We start from the raw sequence: 20,809 nt of genomic DNA, 5'->3' as shown, positions 1-20,809 counted from the left end.
GCAGTAAATAATTCATGCGCCGACCGTCACGTTCAATGCATCAGGTCGTGCAGCGCGCGACGTCGAAGCGCAGCTTTTCTTCAGGCGGATCGTCGGAGGTCGAGGCGCCGTGCGTGACGCGAATCACCGAGCCATAGTTGTTCGGCGTAAGCGTGACGAAATACGAAGCGTTCGAGCGCGAGCCCACTGCGAGTTCGGTGATGTTGCCCGAGCGCGATTCGTGCACGTCCGAGAGACGGTCTTCGAGACAGTTGGCGATCGACGACGGCGAGCGCGCCGACGACGCGTAGATCATCGTTTCGCCGTTCGAGGCGGTGCTGGAGGGCGACGAGCCGCAGGCTGCGAGCAGGGCGAATGGCAGGACGGCGGCGAGGCGTTGCGTGAGCGTATTCATGGCGGCGGAACGGATGCAGAACGGGATACAGATCGAAACGCAGTGCGAAACTGCGGAAGCTGCACATGAGTATACGCACGCCGGATGCGGTGGAGGTCCGCATATCGTAAAAAGATGAAACAGCGTCGCGTCCGCGCGAACGCGTCGCCGAATAAAAAACGCACAAACGGTTGTGCCGTTTGTGCGTTGAGAGCGAGGTTCGCGCAGGCGCGCGAGCCGACTTGCCTAGAAGCGGTGACGCAGACCGATCGTCGCGGCGATCTGGTTGTTCGTCGACGACGGCGACAGCGTATTGATCGCCGCCACGTTCTGCAGCGCCTGGCCCGAGCCGTTCACGCCGAGCGAACCCGAAGCGTGCTGATATACGCCCGCGAGATAGACGTCGGTGCGCTTGCTGAGCGAGTAGTCGGTGCCGACCATGACGGTGTGCCACTTCGGGCTCTGGTCGCCACTGCCGGTGCCCGTGACGGTGCCGTCGGTGAACGTGTACGAACCGACGAGCGCGAGCGCCGGCGTGAGGTGATACGCGCCGTTGAGTTCGTAGTTGTCCATGTGCAGGTTCAGGCCGCTCAGGCCGGCGAGCGTCGTGCCGCCGCTGCCGAGGCTTTGCAGGCCGTCGATCTGCGAGTGCGACCACACGAAGCCGACTTGCGCCGGACCGTAGGTGTAGTTCGCGCCGACGCCGAAGCTGCGTTGCAGACGGGCCGAGATGTTCGTGTCGGCCGAGGCGGCGCCGCTCGTGTTGCCGCCCACCGTTCCGGAGTTGTTCAGCTGCAGGTAACCGGCCGCGACGTTCAGCGGACCGTTGCTGTACGACGCGCCCGCGCTCCATGCGCGGCTGTTCGCGAAGCCGTCGGCTTCATTCGAGAAACCGTACATGCCGCCGAACTGGAAGCCCGAGTAGTTCGCGCTCGAGTACTTGACCGCGTTCTTGATCGAGAACGTCTGGGCGAAGTTGTCGTTGTCGAACGGGTGGCCCGCGAGGTTGTTGCCGAAGCCCGCGCCCGCTTCGGAGAGCGGTGCGAGGTACTGGTTCATCGAGTCGTACTGGCGGCCGAGCGTCAGGGCGCCGTACTGGTCGCTCTGCAGACCGACATAGGCCTGACGGTTGAAGATCGAATTCGATTCGCTGAACGAGCCGTTACCGATGTTGAAGCCGCTCTCCAACGTGAAGATGGCCTTCAGACCGCCGCCGAGGTCTTCAGAGCCCTTCAAACCGAAATAGTTGTGGGACAACGCGCCGCTGCCCTGGGCCCACAGGCTGTGGCCGCCGGCGTTGTTCGCGTAGACGATGCCGGCATCGAGAGAACCGTAAAGCGTGACGCTGCTTTGCGCATGCGCGCTCATGGCAAAGGCACCGAGAACGCCAGCGAGGATGAGGGTTTTTTTCATGCTTTTTAACTCCGGACAGTACTTGGGAATCTCACGAATACCGCGTTGCTGCGCTGACATTCGTGGTCTGACGATTCGGAGCCCAGTGTATTCTTGTAAATCAGAACATTCTTATCGTTCGAGGCAACAATACATTCTTAAAATTGTAGAAGTCGCACTAATTCACGTAAGTCACTGGGTTATAAGCATTTTTTCAATCCCGAAATAGATGCGACAAAATGTGACGAGATTAAAATCTGTTGCATTATGGCGACGGGGCGGTGATGTCCGTCAGGCGGGCGTTACAGAAGATGACGAAATATTTGTTATCGCATTCTGCCGCTTTGTGGAAGGTATTGTTCCAGATTATGTGATCCACATGGCCACTGTGCAGCGGTACAATTCATTTGCCCCTTGACCAAGGGTGGTCTTTTTTCATCTGTTTTACGCGGCCCTCGGGCCGCGTTTTTTTTTGCCCGCTTTCGGGACATTTACTTTCTTCTAGATTCTGGAAGAGTCTGTTGCAGAAATAGAAATCGGGAACTTTCTCGTTTATTAATGATTTGATTTTGTCGTGAATCATTAATCGGGTCTATTTCGCGCGCCGGTTTTTATTGTGTCCCCATCACGAAATACGCCGTCTACCTTCGGTGCCTGACGGCCGCATCGGCACTTGCGGGTAAAATCCTGCCCCCAGCCCGATAAAACGGGCCGCCCGCAGAACCGATGGAACCCGCCATGACCGACGCATCAACCGAACTCCCCGACGACGCCTTTGACGACACGACCGCCGACGCGGCTGACGAGATCAAGGAAGCGCGCCTGTGGCACAAGGACGGCTGGATGGCGCGCGTCATCAAGAACGAGGACGACGACGGCTGGGCCGTCGAAATGATCAAGGACGGCGAGCCGGAGCCCGCGCTGGTCGGCCCGTGGACGATGGGGCGCGACAAGAAGAATCCGAAGCCGCTCGACACTTCGGCATTCAATACGCTCGTGAAGACGGCCTCGGAGGTGCTTCGGCGCCACGAGCAGCAGCTGCGTGCGCAGATGCACAAGCGCATCGGCATACGCACCGACGATGGCGACGTCGACGTCACGCTCGACATCGTGCCGGACGAGTACGAGCCCTACGCGACGCTGACGGCCTTCGATGCGTTCGGCGCGCAGATCGCGCAGGTGCGCGTCGCGCCGAACTTCAAGCTCACCAAGGAGCGCGCCGAGTCGTGGGCCGAGGGCGGATTCGGCCGTATCGAGTAAGGAGCGGTGTTTCAGGCGGCGCGAGATTTTGCTGTCGTCGCCTCATTCGCAACTAACAGCCGGAGCAGCCCAGCCTGGCCGAATCGAGAAAAGCGAAGTGGGCCGCTCAATCCTGCTGGCAGAAAATCGCCGTCAGGAGCGGGCCTGCATGATGGACGATCGCGTGATTGCCGGCCGCATCGAGCGCCGCTTGCACTTTGCTTTGCGTGGCGACCACGACCGCGCCATAGGCCGAACGGCCAATGGGCTTGCCGTCGCCGGTCTTGAAGAGCGGGTCGTCCTGCTGAAAACCCACGATCGCGAACACGCTGAAGCCGTAAGCGGTCAGACGCTGCCCGTGAGCGGGCCAGAACGCGTTGATCGAGTTGCTTTCCACGCGCATGGGCTTCGCATCGATCAGCTTCTGGTCGATCAGACCCGAGACGAAATCGTGCGCGGATTCCTGGCAGGTGAGCGCGTCGTCGAGGGCCGCGGCGCGGGCCGCCATGGGCGCGAAAGCGAGCGCGCCAGCGAGAAGGGCGGCAGCGGAGGCCGCAAAAGTCAGACGTTTCATTGGAATTCTGGCAATTAAGCTGCGCCTGCGCGGGCAGGCGCCACCCGATATCCGGTACCGGGCCGGTGCGAGGTCTGAACTCTACGCGGGATCGTTTAATTTTGCTCGCGAGGTCGCCCGGACGGTGTGCGATGCGCCGCTCAAGGTGCGTCCGATGGGCGCATTCAGGCAGCGTGCGGGTGCGCTTCACGCGCCCTTCGACTGTCGGAAAACCTGCAAGTTTTCTGGAAGCCGTATATATTTCCCGGTTATGACTGGAAAAGACCAACCTGCAAAAACGGCACCCCGCGCGGTGCCGTTGCCGCGTACCTGGGACGCGCGTGTCGCGCGCTGGCTCGTCACGCCGCTCGTCCCCACCCGCGTTACCCCGAATCACCTGACCACGCTGCGCCTTCTGATCGGTGTCGCCGGCGCCTTTTATCTCGCGCGGGGCGACTTCCTGCACGTCAATATTGGCGCATTTCTGATCGTTTTGTCGAATTTTGTTGATCACACTGACGGTGAACTCGCACGCATCAGTGGTAAAACCAGCCGGATCGGCCACTTCTACGATCTCGCTGCCGACGCGCTCACGACCATTCTGCTGTTCTTCGGCATGGGTTACGGCCTCGGCGTGCAGGCGGCTTCCAGTGCGAACTGGCATGTGCCGCCCGCCATCCTCGGCGGCGTCGCCGGTATCGCGGTCGCAGTGATCTTTTTCCTGCGCATGCGTATCGAGGAAATGGCCGGCAAGGCCGGCACCCAACAGGCGTTCGTCGGCGGGTTCGAAACGGAAGACGTTCTCTATCTGTTGCCGCTCGTCACGCTCACCGGTATCGTGGCGCCGTTCGTCGTGGCCGCGTCCATCGGGGCGCCGTTGTTCGCCATTTACGTGGTGCTCGACTATGTGCGCGTAACGCGTCGCACGCGGCCAGGCAAGGAAACCAGTCAGGTTTGGATCAGCAGATGAGTGTGCAAGCAGAAGAGCAGGTGGTCGCGCCGGGTGTGCGCGATGGTAGCGGGGTGTCGGGCGCGCCGGTGCAGGCAGGCGACGCGGACGCCGCGGTCGGCCGTGCATTGGGCGACCTGAATACGAATCAGTTGCGTAACGAGTACGTCGATCAAGGCTCGTTCCTTTATCTCTCCGATTTCCTGCCCGCGGACGCGACGCAGCGGCTCATCGACGCCGCCAATGCGCTGATGCCCGAGGTCAACCGCAATTTCATCCCCGGCCACAAGGCGGGTGGCAGCGTGAGCCGCCACACCATTGACCGCCTGCAGCCGTGGATCGCCGAGCTGTATCGCTCGCCCAAGCTCATCGCGTGGCTCGAGAAGATCACGGGCGACAAGCTCCAGCTGTCGCCGCAGGACGATCCGCACGCGTACGCGCTGTATTACTACACGCGCGCGGGTGATCACATCGGCTGGCATTACGACACGTCCTATTACGACGGCCGCCGCTATACGGTGCTGCTTGGCGTGATCGACGACTCGTCGTGCATTCTCGACTACGAGTTGCACACGCGCGACGAAAACAAGCCCGACGAGCCCGGCGCGGTGCAGTATCCGCCGGGCGCGCTCATCCTGTTCGACGGCGACAAGCTGCGGCATCGCGTCACGCCCAGCCGCGAAGGCGAGGTGCGCGTTTCGCTCACGCTCGAATACGTGACGAACCCGAACATGCGTCCGTGGCGCCGTTTCATCTCGAACATGAAGGACGCGATCGCGTACTTCGGTTTCCGTCAGGTGTTCCGCAAGGCGCTGCAATCGGCGACCGGCGGCGCACGCAAGACCGGGGGATCGGTGTGAGCCGGGCTGCCATCCTGCTGCTGTCGATCGGCACGGCGCTCTTTATCGCGCTGCTCGCGTGGCAGGGCCTCGGCTCGGTCACGGGCGCGCTCGCGGCCGCCGGCTGGGGCCTCGCCCTCGTCGCCGCGTTTCACGTGGTGCCGCTCGCGCTCGACGCGGGCGCCATCGCCGTGCTGTTCAAGAAGGGCGAACGCGTCGACCAGCGTCACGCGTTGCTCGCACGCTGGAGCGGCGAGGCCGTGAACAGCCTGCTGCCGGCCGGCCAGATCGGCGGTCCGGTTGCGATGACGCGCCAGCTCGCGCAGCGCGGCATGCAGATGCGCGACGCGGCGGCGGCCATCACCGTCAGCACCACGCTGCAAGCGGTCGCGCAGATCGTCTTCGCGGTGTTCGGCATCGTGCTCTTTTCCGCTTACGCTACGAACGGCGCGCCGCGCGATCTCGGGATCGCCGCGCTGATCGCCACTTTTGTGCTCGGCGGTCTCATCGCCCTGTTTTATGTCGCGCAGCGACGCGGTCTGTTCGGCCGTCTGCTGCGCATCGCCTCGAAGCTGTTCGGCAAGCGCGACTGGTCGTCGCTGGCCACGCGCGCCGACGCGATCGACGCCGCCGTGAAGGCGCTCTACGCCGAACGCGGCCGCGCCGCGGCCAGCTTCGCGCTGAGCCTCGCGGGCTGGCTCGTCGGCACCGCGGAAGTGTGGCTCGCGCTGCATTTCCTCGGTCATCCGGTGAGCTGGGTCGACGCGCTGCTGCTCGAAAGCATTGGCCAGGCCATTCGTGGCGCGGCCTTCGCCATCCCGGGCTCGCTCGGTGTGCAGGAGGGCGGCTATCTGCTGCTCGCGCCGCTCGTCGGTCTGCCGCCGGAAGCGGCTCTCGCGCTCTCGCTCGCCAAGCGCGCGCGCGAAATCCTGCTCGGTCTTCCGGGCCTGCTGTATCTGCATTTCAGCGAACGAAGCTGGCAACGCCGGCGCGCCCTGCGCGTGCCCGCTGTCGAAATCGCCGATTGATTTTTTTCTCCCAAGGAACGCATGCGCGCCATCATTCTTGCGGCAGGCCTCGGCCTGCGCCTTCAGCAACGCGCTGGAGAACAGTTTCCGAAATGTCTGCTGCAGTTCGAGGGCGTGTCGCTGCTCGAACGCCATCTGCAGATGCTCGAAGCGGCGGGTGTCACCGAAGTCGTGCTCGCGCTCGGCTTCCAGCCTGAACTGGTCGAAGCGGAACTCAAGCGCATCAACTGGCCGCACAAGGTCGAAGTGGTGATGAACCCGCGCTTCGATCTGGGCAGCGTGCTCACCGTGCATCGCACCGCCGAAGCCATCACGCGCGGCGGCGACGTGCTGCTCATGGACGCCGACGTGCTCTACGACGAACGCGTGTTCGCGCCGCTCGTCGCGGGCGAGGCGCCCACCAACCGTCTGCTGATCGACCGCGACTTCGAAGCCGGCGACGAGCCCGTGAAGCTGTGCCTGCGCGACGGCGTGCCGGTCGAACTGCGCAAGCAGCTCGCCGTGGGCCTGCAATACGACACGATCGGCGAATCGGTGGGCTTCTTCCGCCTGAACGAGCCGACCGCGCGCCGCTTTGCGCAGATCGTCGAAGGCTACGTCGATACGGGCCGCGCGAACCTGCCGCACGAAGAAGCGCTGCGCGATCTGCTGCTCGAGCGCGGCGCTGAATTCGACACGGCGGACGTGACCGGCGCGCCGTGGATCGAGATCGACTTCCCGAACGACGTGACGCGCGCCGCCGAAGAAGTGCTGCCGCAACTCGCGCCGATCGTGAGCCGCATGAAGCAGACGGCGGAGTGATCGCGCGCGCGGGCCGCGTGCATGCGGCTCGCGGCGTCTCGGCGTCTGAATCGGCGTCAAAAACGCCATAAAAAAGGCCGTGAAGTTCGCTTCACGGCCTTTTGTGTTTTTCGTGCGGCTTCATCTGTTGCCGACCCACCGCGTTTCGCAACAGAGTGCCATAATGGTGCCTTTACGCCATCAGCCGCGCTGATCGTCGTTCCTGCCCATGCCCCTTGCCCTCGGCACTTTCATCGTTCCGCTTATCGTCGCGTGCTCGATGTTCATGGAGAACGTGGACGCGACGGTCATTGTCACCTCGTTGCCCGCGCTGGCCCGCGATCTCGGGCAAGATCCTATCACGCTGAAACTGGCCGTCACGAGCTATGTGATCGGCCTCGGCGTATTCATTCCGATCTGCGGATGGGTGGCCGACCGCTTCGGTTCACGCAATGTGTTTCGCACGGCCATCGGCATTTTCATGACCGGATCGCTGCTGTGCGCGGCATCGCGCTCGCTCGAAATGTTCGTGGCCGCGCGCTTCGTACAGGGCATCGGCGGCGCGATGATGGTGCCGGTCGGGCGCATCATCATCTTCCGTTCGCTGCCGAAGTCGGACTTCATTCGCGCGGTCAACTATCTCACCGTGCCCGCGCTGCTCGGGCCGGTCGTCGGGCCGCCGCTCGGCGGGTTCATCACCACGTATCTGCACTGGCGGCTGATTTTCTTCGTCAATATTCCGATTGGCGTGTTCGGCATCTGGCTCGCGAACCGGCATATCGCGAACATGCACGAGGAGCATCCGGGGCCGCTCGACTGGCTCGGTTTTCTGCTCTCGGCGGGCGGCGCGTCGCTGTTCATGCTGGGCCTGTCGCTCGTCGGCGGCGAACTCGTTTCGAATACCAAAGCGGTGACGATGTGCGTGGTCGGCGCGATCCTGCTCACGCTCTACTGGTTCTATGCGCAACGCGCCGAACGTCCCGTGCTCGATCTGAAGTTCCTGCGCATTCCGAGTTTCAACGCGAGCGTGGCGGGCGGTTCGCTGTTTCGCATCGGCCTCGGCGCGGTGCCGTTCCTGTTGCCGCTGACGCTGCAGGAAGGGCTCGGCATGACCGCGTTCGCATCGGGGGCGATTACCTGCGCGTCGGCGTTCGGCTCGATCTTCATGAAGTCGATCGTCTCGCGCGTGCTCGGGCGCTTCGGTTTCCGGCGCACGCTGATCGTCAACGCGGCAATTGCGGGCGCGGCCATCGCGGTCTGCGGCCTGTTCTCGCCGACGACGCCCGTGTGGCTCATCTGGCTCATCGTGCTGGCGGGCGGGCTGTTTCCCTCGCTGCAATTCACCGGCCTCAATTCGCTCGCATACGCGGACATCGAGACCAAAGACATCGGCCGCGCGACCAGCGTGGCGAGCGTGATCCAGCAGGTGTCGCTCGGCTTGGGCGTGACGATCGCCGGGATCGTGCTGCAGATTTCGCATCGCGTGCAAGGCCATCCGACCATCGTCTGGTCCGATTTCTGGCCGGCGTTTTTCGTGGTCGGCCTGTTCTCGGTGGCCTCGATTCCCGTGACGATGCGCCTGCCCGCCAACGCCGGCGACGAGATCGCGCGCGGCAGTCGCGGCAAGGCCTGACGCGGCGTATTCCATGAATCGGCGCCGGAGCGTTATCGGCGGATCGCCGGATCGCAAACGATTTCTGCGCATGCTATAAGCGCTGTAACCGGGTCAAAAGCCCGGTGAAAGGTGGTTGACGTTACGCGATGAACCGAATCATGGAGGTCACTCAATGAAGCTGGTCGATAGAACGAAAATTTCCGCAGCCGCTCTCGCACTCATTTCGCTTTCCGCTTTATCGGCGGGCTTTCTCGAAGCCACGCCCGCATTCGCGAAAGACACGCAGCAACATCCCGCGGTCCTGAACGCGTCGGCGGTGGCCGTCGCCGACAAATACGCGGCCGACGCCGCCGAGCAGATCTTCAAGGCGGGCGGCAACGCGGTCGATGCCGCCGTCGCCATCGCCTTCACGCTCGCCGTCACGTATCCCGAAGCCGGCAATATCGGCGGCGGCGGTTTCATGACGCTGTACGTGAACGGCAAGCCGTATTTCCTCGATTACCGCGAGCGCGCGCCACTGGCCGCCACGCGCACGATGTATCAGGACGACAAGGGCAACGTGATTCCGGGCAAGAGCCTCTATGGCTACGACGCCGTGGGCGTGCCGGGCACGGTCGAGGGCATGTGGGAAGCGCAGAAGCGCTTCGGCAAGCTGCCCTGGAAGCAGGTGCTGCAGCCGGCGATTCACTACGCGCGCGACGGGTTCGTCGTCGACGAACTGCTGGCGAAGCGCCGCGAGGAAGCGTCGAAGGAATTCGGCGGCAAGACCAATTTCGATCAGTACTTCGGCGACATGAAAGAGGGCGCGACGTTCAGGCAGCCCGATCTCGCCAACGTGCTCACGCGCATCGCCAATCAAGGCGCGAAGGACTTCTACGACGGCAAGACCGCCGACCTGATCGCCGCCTCGATGAAGGACCACGGTCTCATCACGAAGCGCGATCTGCAGGACTACAAGGCCGTGTGGCGTCAGCCGGTGGAGGCGAAGTGGAACGGCTATGAAGTGATCACCGCGCCGCCGCCGAGTTCGGGTGGCGTGGGCCTCGTGCAACTGCTCAAGATGAAGGCGATGCTCGCGCCGCAGTTCAAGGACGTGACGCTCAACTCGCCGCAATACATTCATCTGATTGCGGAGATCGAGAAGCGCGTGTTCGCGGATCGCGCGCAATATCTCGGCGATCCCGACTTCTACAAGGTGCCGGTCGCGCAACTGACCGACGACGCCTATCTCGCGAAACGCGTGGCCGAAGTCGATCCCGACAAGCCTTCCGATACGAAGAGCGTGCAGCCGGGGCTCGGCACCTCGATGCCGGAAAAGGCGGAGACCACGCACTTCTCGGTGGTCGACAAGTGGGGCAACGCCGTCTCGAACACGTACACGATCAACGGCTATTTCGGCTCGGGCGTGGTGGTGCCGGGCGCGGGCATCGTGCTCAACGACGAGATGGACGACTTCTCCGCGAAGCCCGGCGTGCCGAACATGTTCGGCGTGGTGGGCAGCGACGCGAACGCGATCGCGCCGAAGAAGCGTCCGCTTTCCTCGATGACGCCGACCATTCTCACGAAGGACGGCAAGGTCGCGCTCGTGATCGGCACGCCGGGCGGCTCGCGCATCTTCACGTCGATCTTCCAGGTCATCAACAATATCTACGACTTCAACATGCCGCTGAAGGATGCCGTGGGCGCGATGCGTTTCCACCATCAATTGTTGCCGCCGAACACGATTTTCTGGGAACCGTACCAGCCGATCGACGGCGAACTCGCCAAGCAGGTCGAAGCGAAGGGCTATACGCTGAAGGGCCAGGATTTCAACGGCGACATTCAGGCGATCCGCATCGACGGCGAAACGCCCGAAGCCGCCGCCGATCCGCGCGGCCGTGGCGTGACGCGCGTGATTCCCTGATTTTCCGATTCCTTCATTGTCATCGAATCAGGCGGGGATAATTTACCGGGTCTATGCGCTGTGAATATCCGATGAGCCCTATTTGTGTGGCATTTTTTCCCACTCAGCATCGCTCTCACAGCGCATTTCGGCAAACCTCGCATGCGATGCACATTTGTCCTCTTTAATGAGGATTCACATGCCAGGAGCATCGCGTAGGATGCAACTTCCGGCGGCCTGATGGCTGTCGGCGTGTGTTTTCTTGGGGCGGCTCTGCCGCCCATTTTCTTTTCCGCTCCGGAAGTTTTCTTGAATTCACTTGACGCGCTCGATAAGCTGGAGCGCATACGCTGGCGCCGAACGTTGCGGATGCAACGGCGGCGGGCCGCTGGCAATCATGAACGTGTACTTTGATCCAACGCTGTCTTCATCCTGTTGCGCATGCATCTGACTCGCCGCGAACTGGTGCTGCTTGCCGACCTCTTCAGGGTGCTGGCGGAGCCTGCGCTGACTGACGACGCCCTGCGCGCGCACGTTGCGCGACTCACGCTCGATCTGCTGGACGCGGACGATTTCGCCGAAGCCGCATGGCAGGGCGACGCGAGCGACGGCAACTTGTGGGTCGTGCGCGGCGGCCAGCGCGAGAGCGCGTCCGGGCGCGATCGCGCGGTGTTCGATCTGATCCGGCCTGCGTTCGTGGCCGCGCTGGCGCGGGTCAGCAGCGAGACGCAGATCGACGCGACGCCCGCCAGCGATGAGCCGTTGCAGGCCGATGGCGATCTGCTCGCGCGCCTCACGCGTCGCGAACGCGAAGTGGTCGAACTGGCGGCGGATGGCTTGCTCGACAAGGAAATCGCGCAGCGGCTCGGCATTTCCTATACGACCGTGCGCACGCATCTCGACCGTTCTTTTCAGAAACTCGGCATTAGCAACCGCTCGAAGCTCGCGCGGTTGCTGCAAACGTCGCGTCGCTGAGCGGGTTTAAAGCGGTTTTAAAGCGCGATTAATGATTCGGTTCATGGCGCGATTCACCAAGCGATTCACGGCGCGGCCGATCCGTCGATGTCTTCGCGCGCGGCGTCGATCAGTTTGAACGCGGCGTTCGCGTCGCCGATGCGCTCGACGGCAAGCAGCGCAAAGCGCGCGAGAAACAGCGGCGTCGCCGCTTCGCCCAGCTCCGTCATCGTTTTGCACAGACGCGTATAAACCGCGTCGAGTTCGCTATCCGTCATGGTCGTCATGGCGCGTTCCAATCGTTGTTCCATCATCGTGTCTCCGGGTTTCGGCATCAGCCGTGCAATGCGCGATCGACTGCCGCGAGCGCGTGCTGCGCGAGCGTGGCGGTTTCGTCGCGAGCGCCTTGCCAGCGTCCGAGCACATGGCCGTCGGGGCGCACGAGATAGAGCGCGGTGCGCGCGACGCCGTACATCGGAAAGAGCCGGCCCGTGTGATCCCACGCGCTGCGTCGGGTGGAATCGGCGGGCGCTTTGTGCGTGATCGGGATCAGCGTGAAGGGGATGTCGCGTGCGGCGAACCCGGCTTCGAGCGCGGCGATGTCGGCGGGAATCGCGTTTTCGCCTTCGCTGCTGAACCAGAGCGCCGTGAAGCGCGGCCCGACAAGATCGGTGAGATGCGCGGCGAGATGCGCGCCGTCACGATCGACGATCGTCAGCGGACATTCGGGCAGCACCGCGCCGGGCGCGGGGCCGCACGCGAACGCATCGGAGGCGGCATTGAGCGGCGAATCGAGATACGCAATCGCCGACGTCTGGCGCGGATTGATCAGCGAGCGCACGCCCGGATGCTTGAGCGCGAGACTCAGCACGGCCTTGCGCATCAGTTCGAACGCGAACGAGGGCGGCGCCATGAATTCCGTGCTTTTGGTGCCGTAGCTCAGATTTTCGTGCGCGGCGAACACGCGTTCGTCGGAGTAGCTGTCGAGCAGGCTCGCGTGCGCGCGGCCCTGCGTGACGTAGGCGAGTTTCCACGCGAGATTGTCGGCGTCGTCGATACCCGAATTCGCGCCGCGCACGCCGAATATCGGCACCAGATGCGCGGCGTCGCCCGCGAACAGCACGCGGCCGTGCCGGTAGCGTTCGAGCGTCAGCGCGTTGGCCTTGTAGATCGTGATCCAGACCGGCGACCACGGCGCGGTTTCGCCCATCATGTCGAGCAGGCTTTGCACGCGCGGCATCACGTTGGCGGGTTTGACGGCTTCGTCGGCGTCCTCGTCGTCGCGCAACTGATAGTCGATGCGCCAGACGTTGTCGGGCTGCTTGTGCACCAGCACCGTCGAGCCCGGATTCGACGCCGGATCGAAGTAGGCGAGGCGCTCGGTCGGGCGCGCGCTGTCGAGCAGAATGTCGACGATCACGTAGCGGCCTTCGTAGCTCGTGCCCTGCAGCTTCAGGCCCAGCGCGTCGCGCACCGTGCTGCGCCCGCCGTCGGCGGCCACGAGCCAGTCGGTCTGCGCTGCGTAGTCGCCCGCGGGCGTCGAGAGCGTGAGCGTCGCGCCGTGTTCGTCGTGGCGGATCGCCGTGACCCTGGTGCGCCAGCGGATATCGATCAGGTCGGCGTGCCGCTCGGCCGCGTCGAGCAGAAATTGCTCGATGTGGTACTGGGCGAGATTGACCATCGGCGGCAGCTTCTGGTTGTCGTCCTGCGGCATCGTGAAGTGCAGCACTTCGTCGTGCCGATAGAAGCTGCGTCCGCCGGTCCACGGCAGTCCTTTCGCGAGGAAGCCGTCGAGCGCCCCGAGGCGTTCGATGATTTCGAGGCTGCGGCGCGAAATGCAGATCGCGCGGCTGCCGTAGCAGACCGAGTCGTCGGCTTCGATCAGCACCGAGCGCACGCCGTGCCGCGCAAGACCCAGCGCGATGGCGAGGCCGACCGGGCCGCCGCCGACGATCGTGACCGCATGGCGCTGCGTTTCGCGGCCGCCGACGCAATCGGGCAGGCGTGCGTCGTAGCGCTTCGCGTTGAACGGATAGGGCTGGAAGGCGGCGTTCATTGCGCGGACTCCCGCGCGGAAGTGCCGGAAGCGGCGCACGAAAAACAGGCGTGGTGGGGCATGGCGAACTGTCTCCAATCTGGATTTTTCTCGCGGATCGTGCGGTTCTGTTGAACAGCCGATCCCGCGTCGATGGAGCCAGTATGGAGCGCGCGCGCCGTGGCGCTGTCCTCATTTTGGGTACAGCGCGGCCGCATTGCCCGCGCCGCGCGAGGCGCGTGTCAGCCGTTGCCGTTGGCGAGACAGAGCGCGAAAAGCTGGCGCTGACTGGAAATGCCGAGCCGCCGATACGCGCGCTTCTGGTACGTCACGACGCTGCTCGGCTTCACGCCCATGTGGTCGGCGATCTCGGCGGCGCTGTGGCCTTCGAGCACGCCGCGCAGCGCGTCGAGTTCACGCTTCGAGAGTTCCGGGCAGAGGCTGCGCAGGCGCGCGAGCATCAGCGGCGCAATGCCGGGCTGACGCTGGCCGCGCAGCGCGTAGTGATGCTTCGTGGCCTCGCCGATCAGCGGCGCGAGCGACTCCACGAGTTGCACCTCGCCGGGCTGGAAATTGCCGGCGTCGCGCTCGCGATAGAGATTCACGGAGAGCCAGATGTCGGCGGCGGGCTGCAGCAGCAGCGAGAGCCGGTCCGACACATTGGGCGTAGCGTAGCAGGCCGTGCGATAGCCGTCGTGCTCGATATCGGCGCTGGTCTGCCAGTGCAGCACGAGCGCGTTGCCGGGCGCGCCCGCGTCGTTGTCCGCGACGATGCGCTGGTTGCCGTCGAGCGCGTAGAAGAGGCGCGCGTAGGTGTCGGCGACGTCGCGCAGAAAGCGCCCGCCGCGATGGTCGGCGACCGAGACCGTGCGCGGGCGATTGCCGAATTCGTACGCGAACACCGTGCATTGCGACACCGCGGTGGCCGGCCCGAGCAGATTGAGCACCTCGGCGGCGAGCGCGTTGTCGTCGGCGCCGCCGATCGCGGACACGAGACGGGTGACGCGGGACAGATCGAACTGTCCCGTCTGGCTGGGACGGTCGAGACGCCAGTAGCGCATGTTTCGTAAAGGAAATCGGGAAAAATATCGGCGCGGTATCCGGCGGCGCGCGCGTGCCGGGCTTTCGAGCGTAGCACCGATTGCTTCGCGGGCGCATCGGGGTTACGCCTTGTACACGCGATGCGCCGATCGCATCCGAGTGCTTCCGATCGCTTTGATCACGAAAAGGGCCGGATCTGCGACCGCTCAAACGCTCCATTCAGGCATTGTGCGCGCGCCTGACCGCGAGCAAGAAATCACCTGGATGCGGTAATCTCCCACCTTGTGCTGCAAACGCACATGTTTCCTTTCTTCCCCAACGTTCCCGCGCAGGAAACCTCGACATGTGGACCCTCCCCACCGCCATCCCGCCCGATTTCGGCACCGGGGCGGTATTTCTCAGCGTGCTCGTGACGCAGCTCGGCGTGCCGGTTCCGGCCGCGCCCGTGCTCATTCTCGCGGGCACGATGGCGGCGGGCGGTGAGGCGTCGTATCCGAATCTGCTGGTGGCGGCCGTGTTCGCGACCTTGCTGGCCGATTCGCTGTGGTTCATGGCGGGCCGTCTGCGCGGCCGCAAGCTGCTCAATGCGCTGGTGCGTTTTTCGCTGTCGCTCGACACGACGATCCGCGTCGCGCGCAATGTCTTCGAGCGTCACGGCGCGCCGATTCTCACGGTGGCGAAGTTCGTGCCGGGTCTCGGTCTGATGTCCGCGCCGCTGCTCGGCACCACGTCGATGGAGATGCGCATTTTCCTGCTCTGGGACGCGCTGGGCGCGACCTTGTGGGCGGGCGTCTATCTGCTGGGCGGCGCGGCGCTGCACGCGGAAATCGCGCGCTTCGCGGTGTTCGTGCGCGCGAACGGCGGCACGATTTTCGACGTGCTCGCCGTGGCCGGTCTGCTGTTTCTCGCGTGGCGCTGGGTGCGCCGTCTGCAGTTCCGCCGCTGGCTCGCCACGCACCGTATTTCGCCCGATCAGCTCGACGAGATGATGAAGTCCGCCGCGCCGCCGATCGTGTTCGACGCGCGGCCGCACAGCGTGCGCGAGAAGGAGGCGTACCGCATTCCGGGCGCGCGTCCGCTCGATCTGGATTCGCACGACGAGATCGCGCCCGAACTGGTCGCGAGCCCCATCGTGGTCTATTGCGTGTGCCCGAACGAGGCGACCGCGAAGCGCATCGTCAATCAGTTGCGCAGCAAGCACATTCATCACGCGCATGCGCTCAAGGGCGGGCTCGATGCGTGGGAGCGCCGCGGTTATCCGGTGGAGCCGCTCTCGGCGGAATTCCATCCCGCGTATATTCGCGACGACGACGACTTCGAACCGGACGGCGAACAGGAATTTACGGTGCGCGCGAGTTTGTCGAAGTAATCGGGCCGCGACGGATGTCGTCGCGGCTTGGAATCATCAACTCATCATCAACGCATCGCCTTTTACGCGCGCCTGAAGCCGCACGACTTCACGCGCGCTGCCGGCGCGAGCCGCCGCCCATGTTGCGGCCCGCGTCGCGCGCCATCCGTGCATATCCCCACACCGACATCAGCGTGAGCACGCCCGCGCCCAGAAACGCGAGGCGGAAGTCGTCGAGCGAGAACGCGTGGCCGCTCGCCTCGCCGTGGTAGCTCGCCGCCACGCGCAGCGCGAGCGCGCCGAACGCAATGCCCAGACCGTTGGTCATCTGCGCCGCCGCGCTCCAGAGCGTGCTGGCGGCGCTCATCTGCGGTTGCGCGACGTCGGCGTAGGCGAGCGTGGCGAGCGTCGAGAATTGCATCGAGCGCGTCACGCCGTACACGAACACGACGATCAGCACGATGGCGAGCGGCACGCCGGGCGTGAGCAATCCGCACGCGATCATCGACAGGCCCGCGATCGTCACGTCGACGATCGACACCAGACGGAAGCCCCAGCGTTCGAGAATGCGCGTCGTGAGCGCCTTCATGCCGAGGTTGCCGAGCGCGCTGGCGAGCAGCAGCAAGCCCGACTTGAACGCCGACAAACCGAAGCCGATCTGGAACAGCAGCGGCATCAGATACGGCGCCGCGCCGATGCCGATGCGCGTGACCGAACCGGTCACGACCGTCACCGAAAAGGTCGGGATTTTCAGCGTCGACACGTCGATCAGCGGATGCGCATGGCGCTTCGCATGGAAAAACGCGATCGCGCCGATCAGCACGCCGACCGCCACCAGCGCCGCCGCGCGCCACGGATTTTCGCCGGGCTGGCTCGCGAGTTCGGCGCCATAAAGAATCGCCGTGAGCGACGCGCCGCTCAGCACGAGGCCGACGACGTCGAGCGGTTTGCGCTGCTCGCCGCGCAGGTTCGGCACCATCGCCATGATCGCGACGAGCACCGCGATGCCGAACGGCACGTTGAGCAGAAAGATCCAGCGCCAAGACGCGTACGTGGTGATGAAGCCGCCGACCGGCGGCCCGATCACGGGCGCAGCGATCGCGGGCCAGGTGATGGTGGAGATCGCCTGCATCAGACGGCTTTTGTCGGTGCTGCGCACGACGATCATGCGTCCGACCGGCACCATCATCGCGCCGCCGATGCCTTGCAGCACGCGCGCCGCGACGAACTCCGGCAGGTTCTGCGCGATCCCGCACAGCACCGAGGCGATCGTGAACGTGAGCACGGCGCCGAAGAACACCGTGCGCGAGCCGCAGCGGTCCGCCACCCAGCCGCTCGCCGGAATGAAGATGGCGAGCGCCAGCATGTACGCGGTCACGCCGAGACTCAGGCTGTTCGGGCCGATGCCGAACGAGCGCGCCATCTGCGGCAGCGCCGTGGCGATCACGGTGGTGTCGAGGTACTCCATAAAAAACGTGGCGGCGACGATATAGGGCAGCCAGCCGATGAGCGACGAGCGCGTCTGGGGCGTGGGCGTCGTGCTCGTCATCGGCGGGTCCCGGCGGGGAAAGTGTGGAAAGCGCTGCGCATGAACGGAAAGGCAAGAGAGTTGCCGATCGGAAACGCACGTTCTCGCTCGATTCGCGCGCGTGTTTCCGAAAGGAAAGAAAGCGCAACTGTACAGCGCTGACGTCGAATCCGCTGGCGCGGCAAATAAGCGATGACGCGCGTACACTCGTTGACCGGTTGTTTCGTCAGACACTCACTCGTGGAGGATCGGAAATGGAAACCCGTTTTCTGGGTGCATCAGGATTCAAGGTGCCGGTGTTGAGCTTTGGCACGGGCACGTTCGGCGGCAAAGGCGAATTCTTCGAGGCGTGGGGCGCGACCGACGTGGCCGAAGCGCGCCGCCTCATCGACATCTGTCTCGAAGCGGGCGTGAACATGTTCGACAGCGCCGACATCTACTCGAACGGCGCCTCGGAGTCGGTGCTCGGCGAGGCGCTCAAGGGACGGCGCGACAAGGTCATCATCTCGACCAAGGCGACCTTCCGTTTCGACGACGGCGCCAATAGCGTCGGCTCCTCGCGCATCCATTTGCGACGCGCCGTCGACGCCGCGCTCAAGCGTCTGCAAACCGATTACATCGACCTGTTTCAACTGCACGGTTTCGACGCGAAAACGCCCGCCGAAGAAGTGCTCTCGACGCTCGACGATCTGGTGCGCGCGGGCAAGATCCTCTACACGGGCGTGTCGAACTTCTCGGGCTGGCATCTGATGAAGTCGCTCGCGGTGGCGGACCGCTACGGCTATCCGCGCTATGTCGCCAATCAGACCTATTACTCGCTGATCGGCCGCGACTACGAATGGGAGCTGATGCCGCTCGGGCTCGATCAGGGCGTGGGCGCGGTCGTGTGGAGTCCGCTCGGCTGGGGGCGTCTGACCGGCAAGATCCGCCGCGGCCAGCCGCTGCCGCAGACGAGCCGTCTGCACAAGACCGCCGATCAGGGGCCGCCGGTGCCCGACGAGACCCTGTTCCGCGTGCTCGACGCCATCGACGAGATCGCCCAGGAAACTGGCAAGACCGTGCCGCAGATCGCGCTGAACTGGCTATTGCAGCGTCCGACCGTGGCGACCGTGCTGATCGGCGCGCGCGACGAGGCGCAGTTGCGCCAGAACCTCGGTGCGGTGGGCTGGAACCTCACGGCCGAACAGGTCGCGAAGCTCGACGCCGCGAGCAAGGTGCGGCCGGTCTATCCGTACTGGCATCAGGAAGGGTTCGCGGAGCGCAACCCGGCGCCGGTCGAGTGGTGAGCGGCTAGCGCCGATTTCGCCGATTTTGCCGATTTTGCCGATGGTAGGGCGAGCGATGCGCGGCGCTCGCCGCGCAGACTCAGTTCGCGACGGACGCGCGCAGGATTTCGGCCGCGCCGAGATGGATCGCCAGCGCGAAGAAGTCGCGCTCGGCGATGTTCGCGGAGCGGGCGATGGCGAGCGCGCGGTCGTGGTCCTGCGGATGCAGAAGCAGTTTGACTTCGATCTTCGCGGGCGGCTTGAGGCTGGACTCCATGGCATTGCTCCTTCGGTAACCGGGCGTTTCGCCCGTGTGGGTGCTTGAGCCCATTACCGGCCGCCAGTGCGCGAACGCGCGCGGGCCGTCGTCCGGGGCGAAAGCCTCGGCGGTCGAACGGCGCTTGACGTGGAGTGGGCCTGAAACGCCGCCTGCATCGTGTGGACGCAGCGGCGCGATGCGCGTGCGGGTGCTAGCGTGGCGCGCGCAGTCGCCGGGGTACGGCGACGAAATCGACAACGGGAGAGACGCTGAAACGGACTGCGGAACGGCCACCGAAACTGCCAACGCAGCCGCGGATGGAACCGGTGTCAGACAAAGACGAGTACGGCAAGGAAGCGAACTGCATAGCTGGCAACCTCCGGAATTATTTTTCTCGTGCGGCAGGGCGCCGCATCTGGTACGGGGCAGAGTATAGCCATCTCTTGACCTGGGGTAAACCCCTAGGTGTTACACCCTAGTCAAAAAATTGTTTCAGGAATTGAGGTAATCCAATTTTGAGGCCACCAAACGCCAACGCCGGACGGCGCCCTGAGGCGCGGTCCGGCGTTGGCGGGAACAGCGGGGAGATGCGCGGCCCAGGCTTCGGGAGCCGGGCCGCGTCAGACAGCGGATTTAACCCGTGGTGTCTTTGCGCAGACGCGAACGCGCCTCGCCGAGCGACTCGAAGCGGCCGTGGGTGTCGTCAAACACCGAAATCGTGCCGTGGCCGATGTCGTAGACCCAGCCTTGCAGCTCGAGCTGGCCTTGCGCCACGCGGGCCGCGACGGCCGGGTGGGTGCGCAGATGGGTGAGTTGCAGTCGCACGTTTTCCTCGACCAGCGCCTGCACGACCTGGTTTTCGTCGAGACCGCGCGTCTGCACGACGCTGCGCGCCGCTTCGGCGTTGCGCAGCCAGGCCTGCACGGTCGGCATGCCGGCGGTGGCTTCGGCGCCCTGGGCGAGGCCCTTCATCGCGCCGCAGTCGGTATGGCCGCACAGCACGATCTGGCGCACGTTCAGCGCGAGCACGGCGAATTCCACCACGGCGGACACGCCGCCGAGCATTTCGCCGTAGGCCGGGACGATGTTGCCGATGTTGCGGCAGACGAACAGCTCGCCGGGACGCACCTGCGTGATCATTTCCGGCGACACGCGCGAGTCGGCGCAGGTGATGAAGAGCGTGTGCGGCGCCTGGCTGTGCGCGAGGCTGCGGAACAGCTCCTTGTTGCCGGGGAACACGTTATGACTGAACTCGTCCACGCCGTCGAGCAGGTGCAGCAGATCGCAGCCGCACGATTCGGAGTGGTCGTCGTGCGAGTGAGTGTTGTCTGGCATGGGAGTTTCTCTCTTTATCATGAATCGACACAATCGAATGGCAACAGCGGGAGTTTACGCCGAGGCTACGCGTTTCGGATCGGAAACCTGCCGTCCGACCGTGCGTTTTCTCCTGCATTCCCCCGTTTTCTCCATTTCCTGCGTTTCGTTTTCCGTTTCCGATCGGCAACCGGCTGAGCCGGCCGCCGCATGGCGCGGCCTTGTGGGGGCGAACACGCTTCGGACGGGCGCTGGAGATTCGACACGCATTTTCTCACGCGCCGGGCGCCTGCGTGGCGCTGCGAGCAGCGATCGGTCTTGCGGGTCGAGCTTGTTGTCAATCAACCGGTCAGCGGGTCGGTGAACGCCGGCGCGGTGGCTGTTGAACTAGCCGTCCGACGCTGGCGGGGCAGCA

19 protein-coding genes are annotated in these 20,809 nt (G+C 64.4%); 10 read left to right on the top strand and 9 right to left on the bottom strand.

All coding sequences use genetic code 11. The features are described from left to right. Positions 1 to 40: 40 nt before the first annotated feature. Both G3N97_RS02545 and G3N97_RS02540 read right to left on the bottom strand, forming a co-directional pair. Positions 41 to 394: a sugar ABC transporter ATPase gene (locus tag G3N97_RS02545; RefSeq protein ID WP_205991760.1), complete on the bottom strand. Its 354-nt coding sequence runs from the start codon at positions 392 to 394 to the stop codon at positions 41 to 43. Between the two features lie 225 nt (positions 395 to 619). Continuing rightward, on the bottom strand, positions 620 to 1,786 hold the full coding sequence (locus G3N97_RS02540) for a porin (protein WP_205991759.1): 1,167 nt from the start codon (positions 1,784 to 1,786) through the stop codon (positions 620 to 622). A 717-nt stretch (positions 1,787 to 2,503) separates the two neighbouring features. On the opposite strand from G3N97_RS02540, the gene G3N97_RS02535 reads away from it, so the two are divergent. Beyond that, positions 2,504 to 3,025, top strand: a complete 522-nt coding sequence (locus tag G3N97_RS02535) for a hypothetical protein (protein ID WP_205991758.1) — start codon at positions 2,504 to 2,506, stop codon at positions 3,023 to 3,025. 106 nt (positions 3,026 to 3,131) lie between these two features. Here the strand turns inward: G3N97_RS02535 and G3N97_RS02530 are convergent, their stop codons facing one another. Next, entirely contained in the window at positions 3,132 to 3,512 is a 381-nt protein-coding gene (locus tag G3N97_RS02530) for a hypothetical protein (protein ID WP_241030334.1), read from the bottom strand. A 316-nt stretch (positions 3,513 to 3,828) separates the two neighbouring features. On the opposite strand from G3N97_RS02530, the gene G3N97_RS02525 reads away from it, so the two are divergent. The 7 genes from G3N97_RS02525 to G3N97_RS02495 all read left to right on the top strand — a co-directional run bounded on the left by G3N97_RS02525 (position 3,829) and on the right by G3N97_RS02495 (position 11,625). After that, on the top strand, positions 3,829 to 4,527 hold the full coding sequence (locus tag G3N97_RS02525; RefSeq protein ID WP_205991771.1) for a CDP-alcohol phosphatidyltransferase family protein: 699 nt from the start codon (positions 3,829 to 3,831) through the stop codon (positions 4,525 to 4,527). Continuing rightward, positions 4,524 to 5,366 carry a 2OG-Fe(II) oxygenase gene (locus G3N97_RS02520; RefSeq protein WP_205991756.1) on the top strand — a complete coding sequence of 281 codons (843 nt, stop codon included), beginning with the start codon at positions 4,524 to 4,526 and terminating at the stop codon, positions 5,364 to 5,366. Before G3N97_RS02525 ends, G3N97_RS02520 begins: the two co-directional genes overlap by 4 nt. After that, positions 5,363 to 6,373, top strand: a complete 1,011-nt coding sequence (locus G3N97_RS02515) for a flippase-like domain-containing protein (RefSeq protein WP_205991755.1) — start codon at positions 5,363 to 5,365, stop codon at positions 6,371 to 6,373. The genes G3N97_RS02520 and G3N97_RS02515 overlap by 4 nt, the downstream gene beginning before the upstream one ends. 21 nt (positions 6,374 to 6,394) lie before the next feature. Continuing rightward, the gene (locus G3N97_RS02510; RefSeq protein ID WP_065065936.1) at positions 6,395 to 7,174 is read left to right on the top strand and encodes a phosphocholine cytidylyltransferase family protein; all 780 of its coding nucleotides are present in this window, start codon (positions 6,395 to 6,397) and stop codon (positions 7,172 to 7,174) included. Positions 7,175 to 7,382: 208 nt separating this feature from the next. Beyond that, positions 7,383 to 8,786, top strand: a complete 1,404-nt coding sequence (locus tag G3N97_RS02505; RefSeq protein WP_205991754.1) for an MFS transporter — start codon at positions 7,383 to 7,385, stop codon at positions 8,784 to 8,786. Between the two features lie 154 nt (positions 8,787 to 8,940). After that, the gene (gene ggt / locus G3N97_RS02500) at positions 8,941 to 10,671 is read left to right on the top strand and encodes a gamma-glutamyltransferase (RefSeq protein ID WP_205991753.1); all 1,731 of its coding nucleotides are present in this window, start codon (positions 8,941 to 8,943) and stop codon (positions 10,669 to 10,671) included. Between the two features lie 420 nt (positions 10,672 to 11,091). After that, positions 11,092 to 11,625 (top strand): LuxR C-terminal-related transcriptional regulator, encoded by a 534-nt coding sequence (locus G3N97_RS02495; RefSeq protein ID WP_205991752.1) that lies wholly within the window; start codon positions 11,092 to 11,094, stop codon positions 11,623 to 11,625. 65 nt (positions 11,626 to 11,690) lie between these two features. Here G3N97_RS02495 and G3N97_RS02490 read toward each other — a convergent pair whose 3' ends face one another. The 3 genes from G3N97_RS02490 to G3N97_RS02480 form a co-directional block, all read right to left on the bottom strand. Next, positions 11,691 to 11,882, bottom strand: a complete 192-nt coding sequence (locus G3N97_RS02490) for a hypothetical protein (protein WP_205991770.1) — start codon at positions 11,880 to 11,882, stop codon at positions 11,691 to 11,693. 56 nt (positions 11,883 to 11,938) lie between these two features. Beyond that, positions 11,939 to 13,660 (bottom strand): FAD-dependent oxidoreductase, encoded by a 1,722-nt coding sequence (locus G3N97_RS02485; RefSeq protein WP_205991751.1) that lies wholly within the window; start codon positions 13,658 to 13,660, stop codon positions 11,939 to 11,941. A gap of 221 nt (positions 13,661 to 13,881) precedes the next feature. After that, positions 13,882 to 14,700: a helix-turn-helix transcriptional regulator gene (locus G3N97_RS02480; RefSeq protein WP_205991750.1), complete on the bottom strand. Its 819-nt coding sequence runs from the start codon at positions 14,698 to 14,700 to the stop codon at positions 13,882 to 13,884. 323 nt (positions 14,701 to 15,023) lie between these two features. Here G3N97_RS02480 and G3N97_RS02475 point away from each other — a divergent pair, with 323 nt between their 5' ends. Next, entirely contained in the window at positions 15,024 to 16,049 is a 1,026-nt protein-coding gene (locus tag G3N97_RS02475) for a VTT domain-containing protein (protein ID WP_205991749.1), read from the top strand. A gap of 88 nt (positions 16,050 to 16,137) precedes the next feature. Here G3N97_RS02475 and G3N97_RS02470 read toward each other — a convergent pair whose 3' ends face one another. Beyond that, a complete protein-coding gene (locus tag G3N97_RS02470) occupies positions 16,138 to 17,577 on the bottom strand; it encodes a DHA2 family efflux MFS transporter permease subunit (RefSeq protein WP_205991748.1) in 1,440 nt (479 codons plus the stop codon). A 233-nt stretch (positions 17,578 to 17,810) separates the two neighbouring features. On the opposite strand from G3N97_RS02470, the gene G3N97_RS02465 reads away from it, so the two are divergent. Beyond that, positions 17,811 to 18,842, top strand: coding sequence for an aldo/keto reductase (locus G3N97_RS02465; RefSeq protein ID WP_183039269.1), 1,032 nt, complete (start codon positions 17,811 to 17,813; stop codon positions 18,840 to 18,842). A gap of 79 nt (positions 18,843 to 18,921) precedes the next feature. Here the strand turns inward: G3N97_RS02465 and G3N97_RS02460 are convergent, their stop codons facing one another. Together G3N97_RS02460 and G3N97_RS02455 are read right to left on the bottom strand one after the other, a co-directional pair. Further along, a complete protein-coding gene (locus G3N97_RS02460) occupies positions 18,922 to 19,098 on the bottom strand; it encodes a hypothetical protein (protein WP_156773948.1) in 177 nt (58 codons plus the stop codon). A 615-nt stretch (positions 19,099 to 19,713) separates the two neighbouring features. Then, entirely contained in the window at positions 19,714 to 20,415 is a 702-nt protein-coding gene (locus G3N97_RS02455; RefSeq protein WP_065065926.1) for a carbonic anhydrase, read from the bottom strand. Positions 20,416 to 20,809: the final 394 nt, after the last annotated feature.

Source organism: Paraburkholderia sp. Ac-20347, from assembly GCF_017104805.1.
GTDB classification, from domain to species: domain Bacteria; phylum Pseudomonadota; class Gammaproteobacteria; order Burkholderiales; family Burkholderiaceae; genus Paraburkholderia; species Paraburkholderia tropica.
The sequence above is the reverse complement of the archived record's forward strand: the minus strand, read 5'-3'. Positions and strand labels throughout refer to the sequence as shown.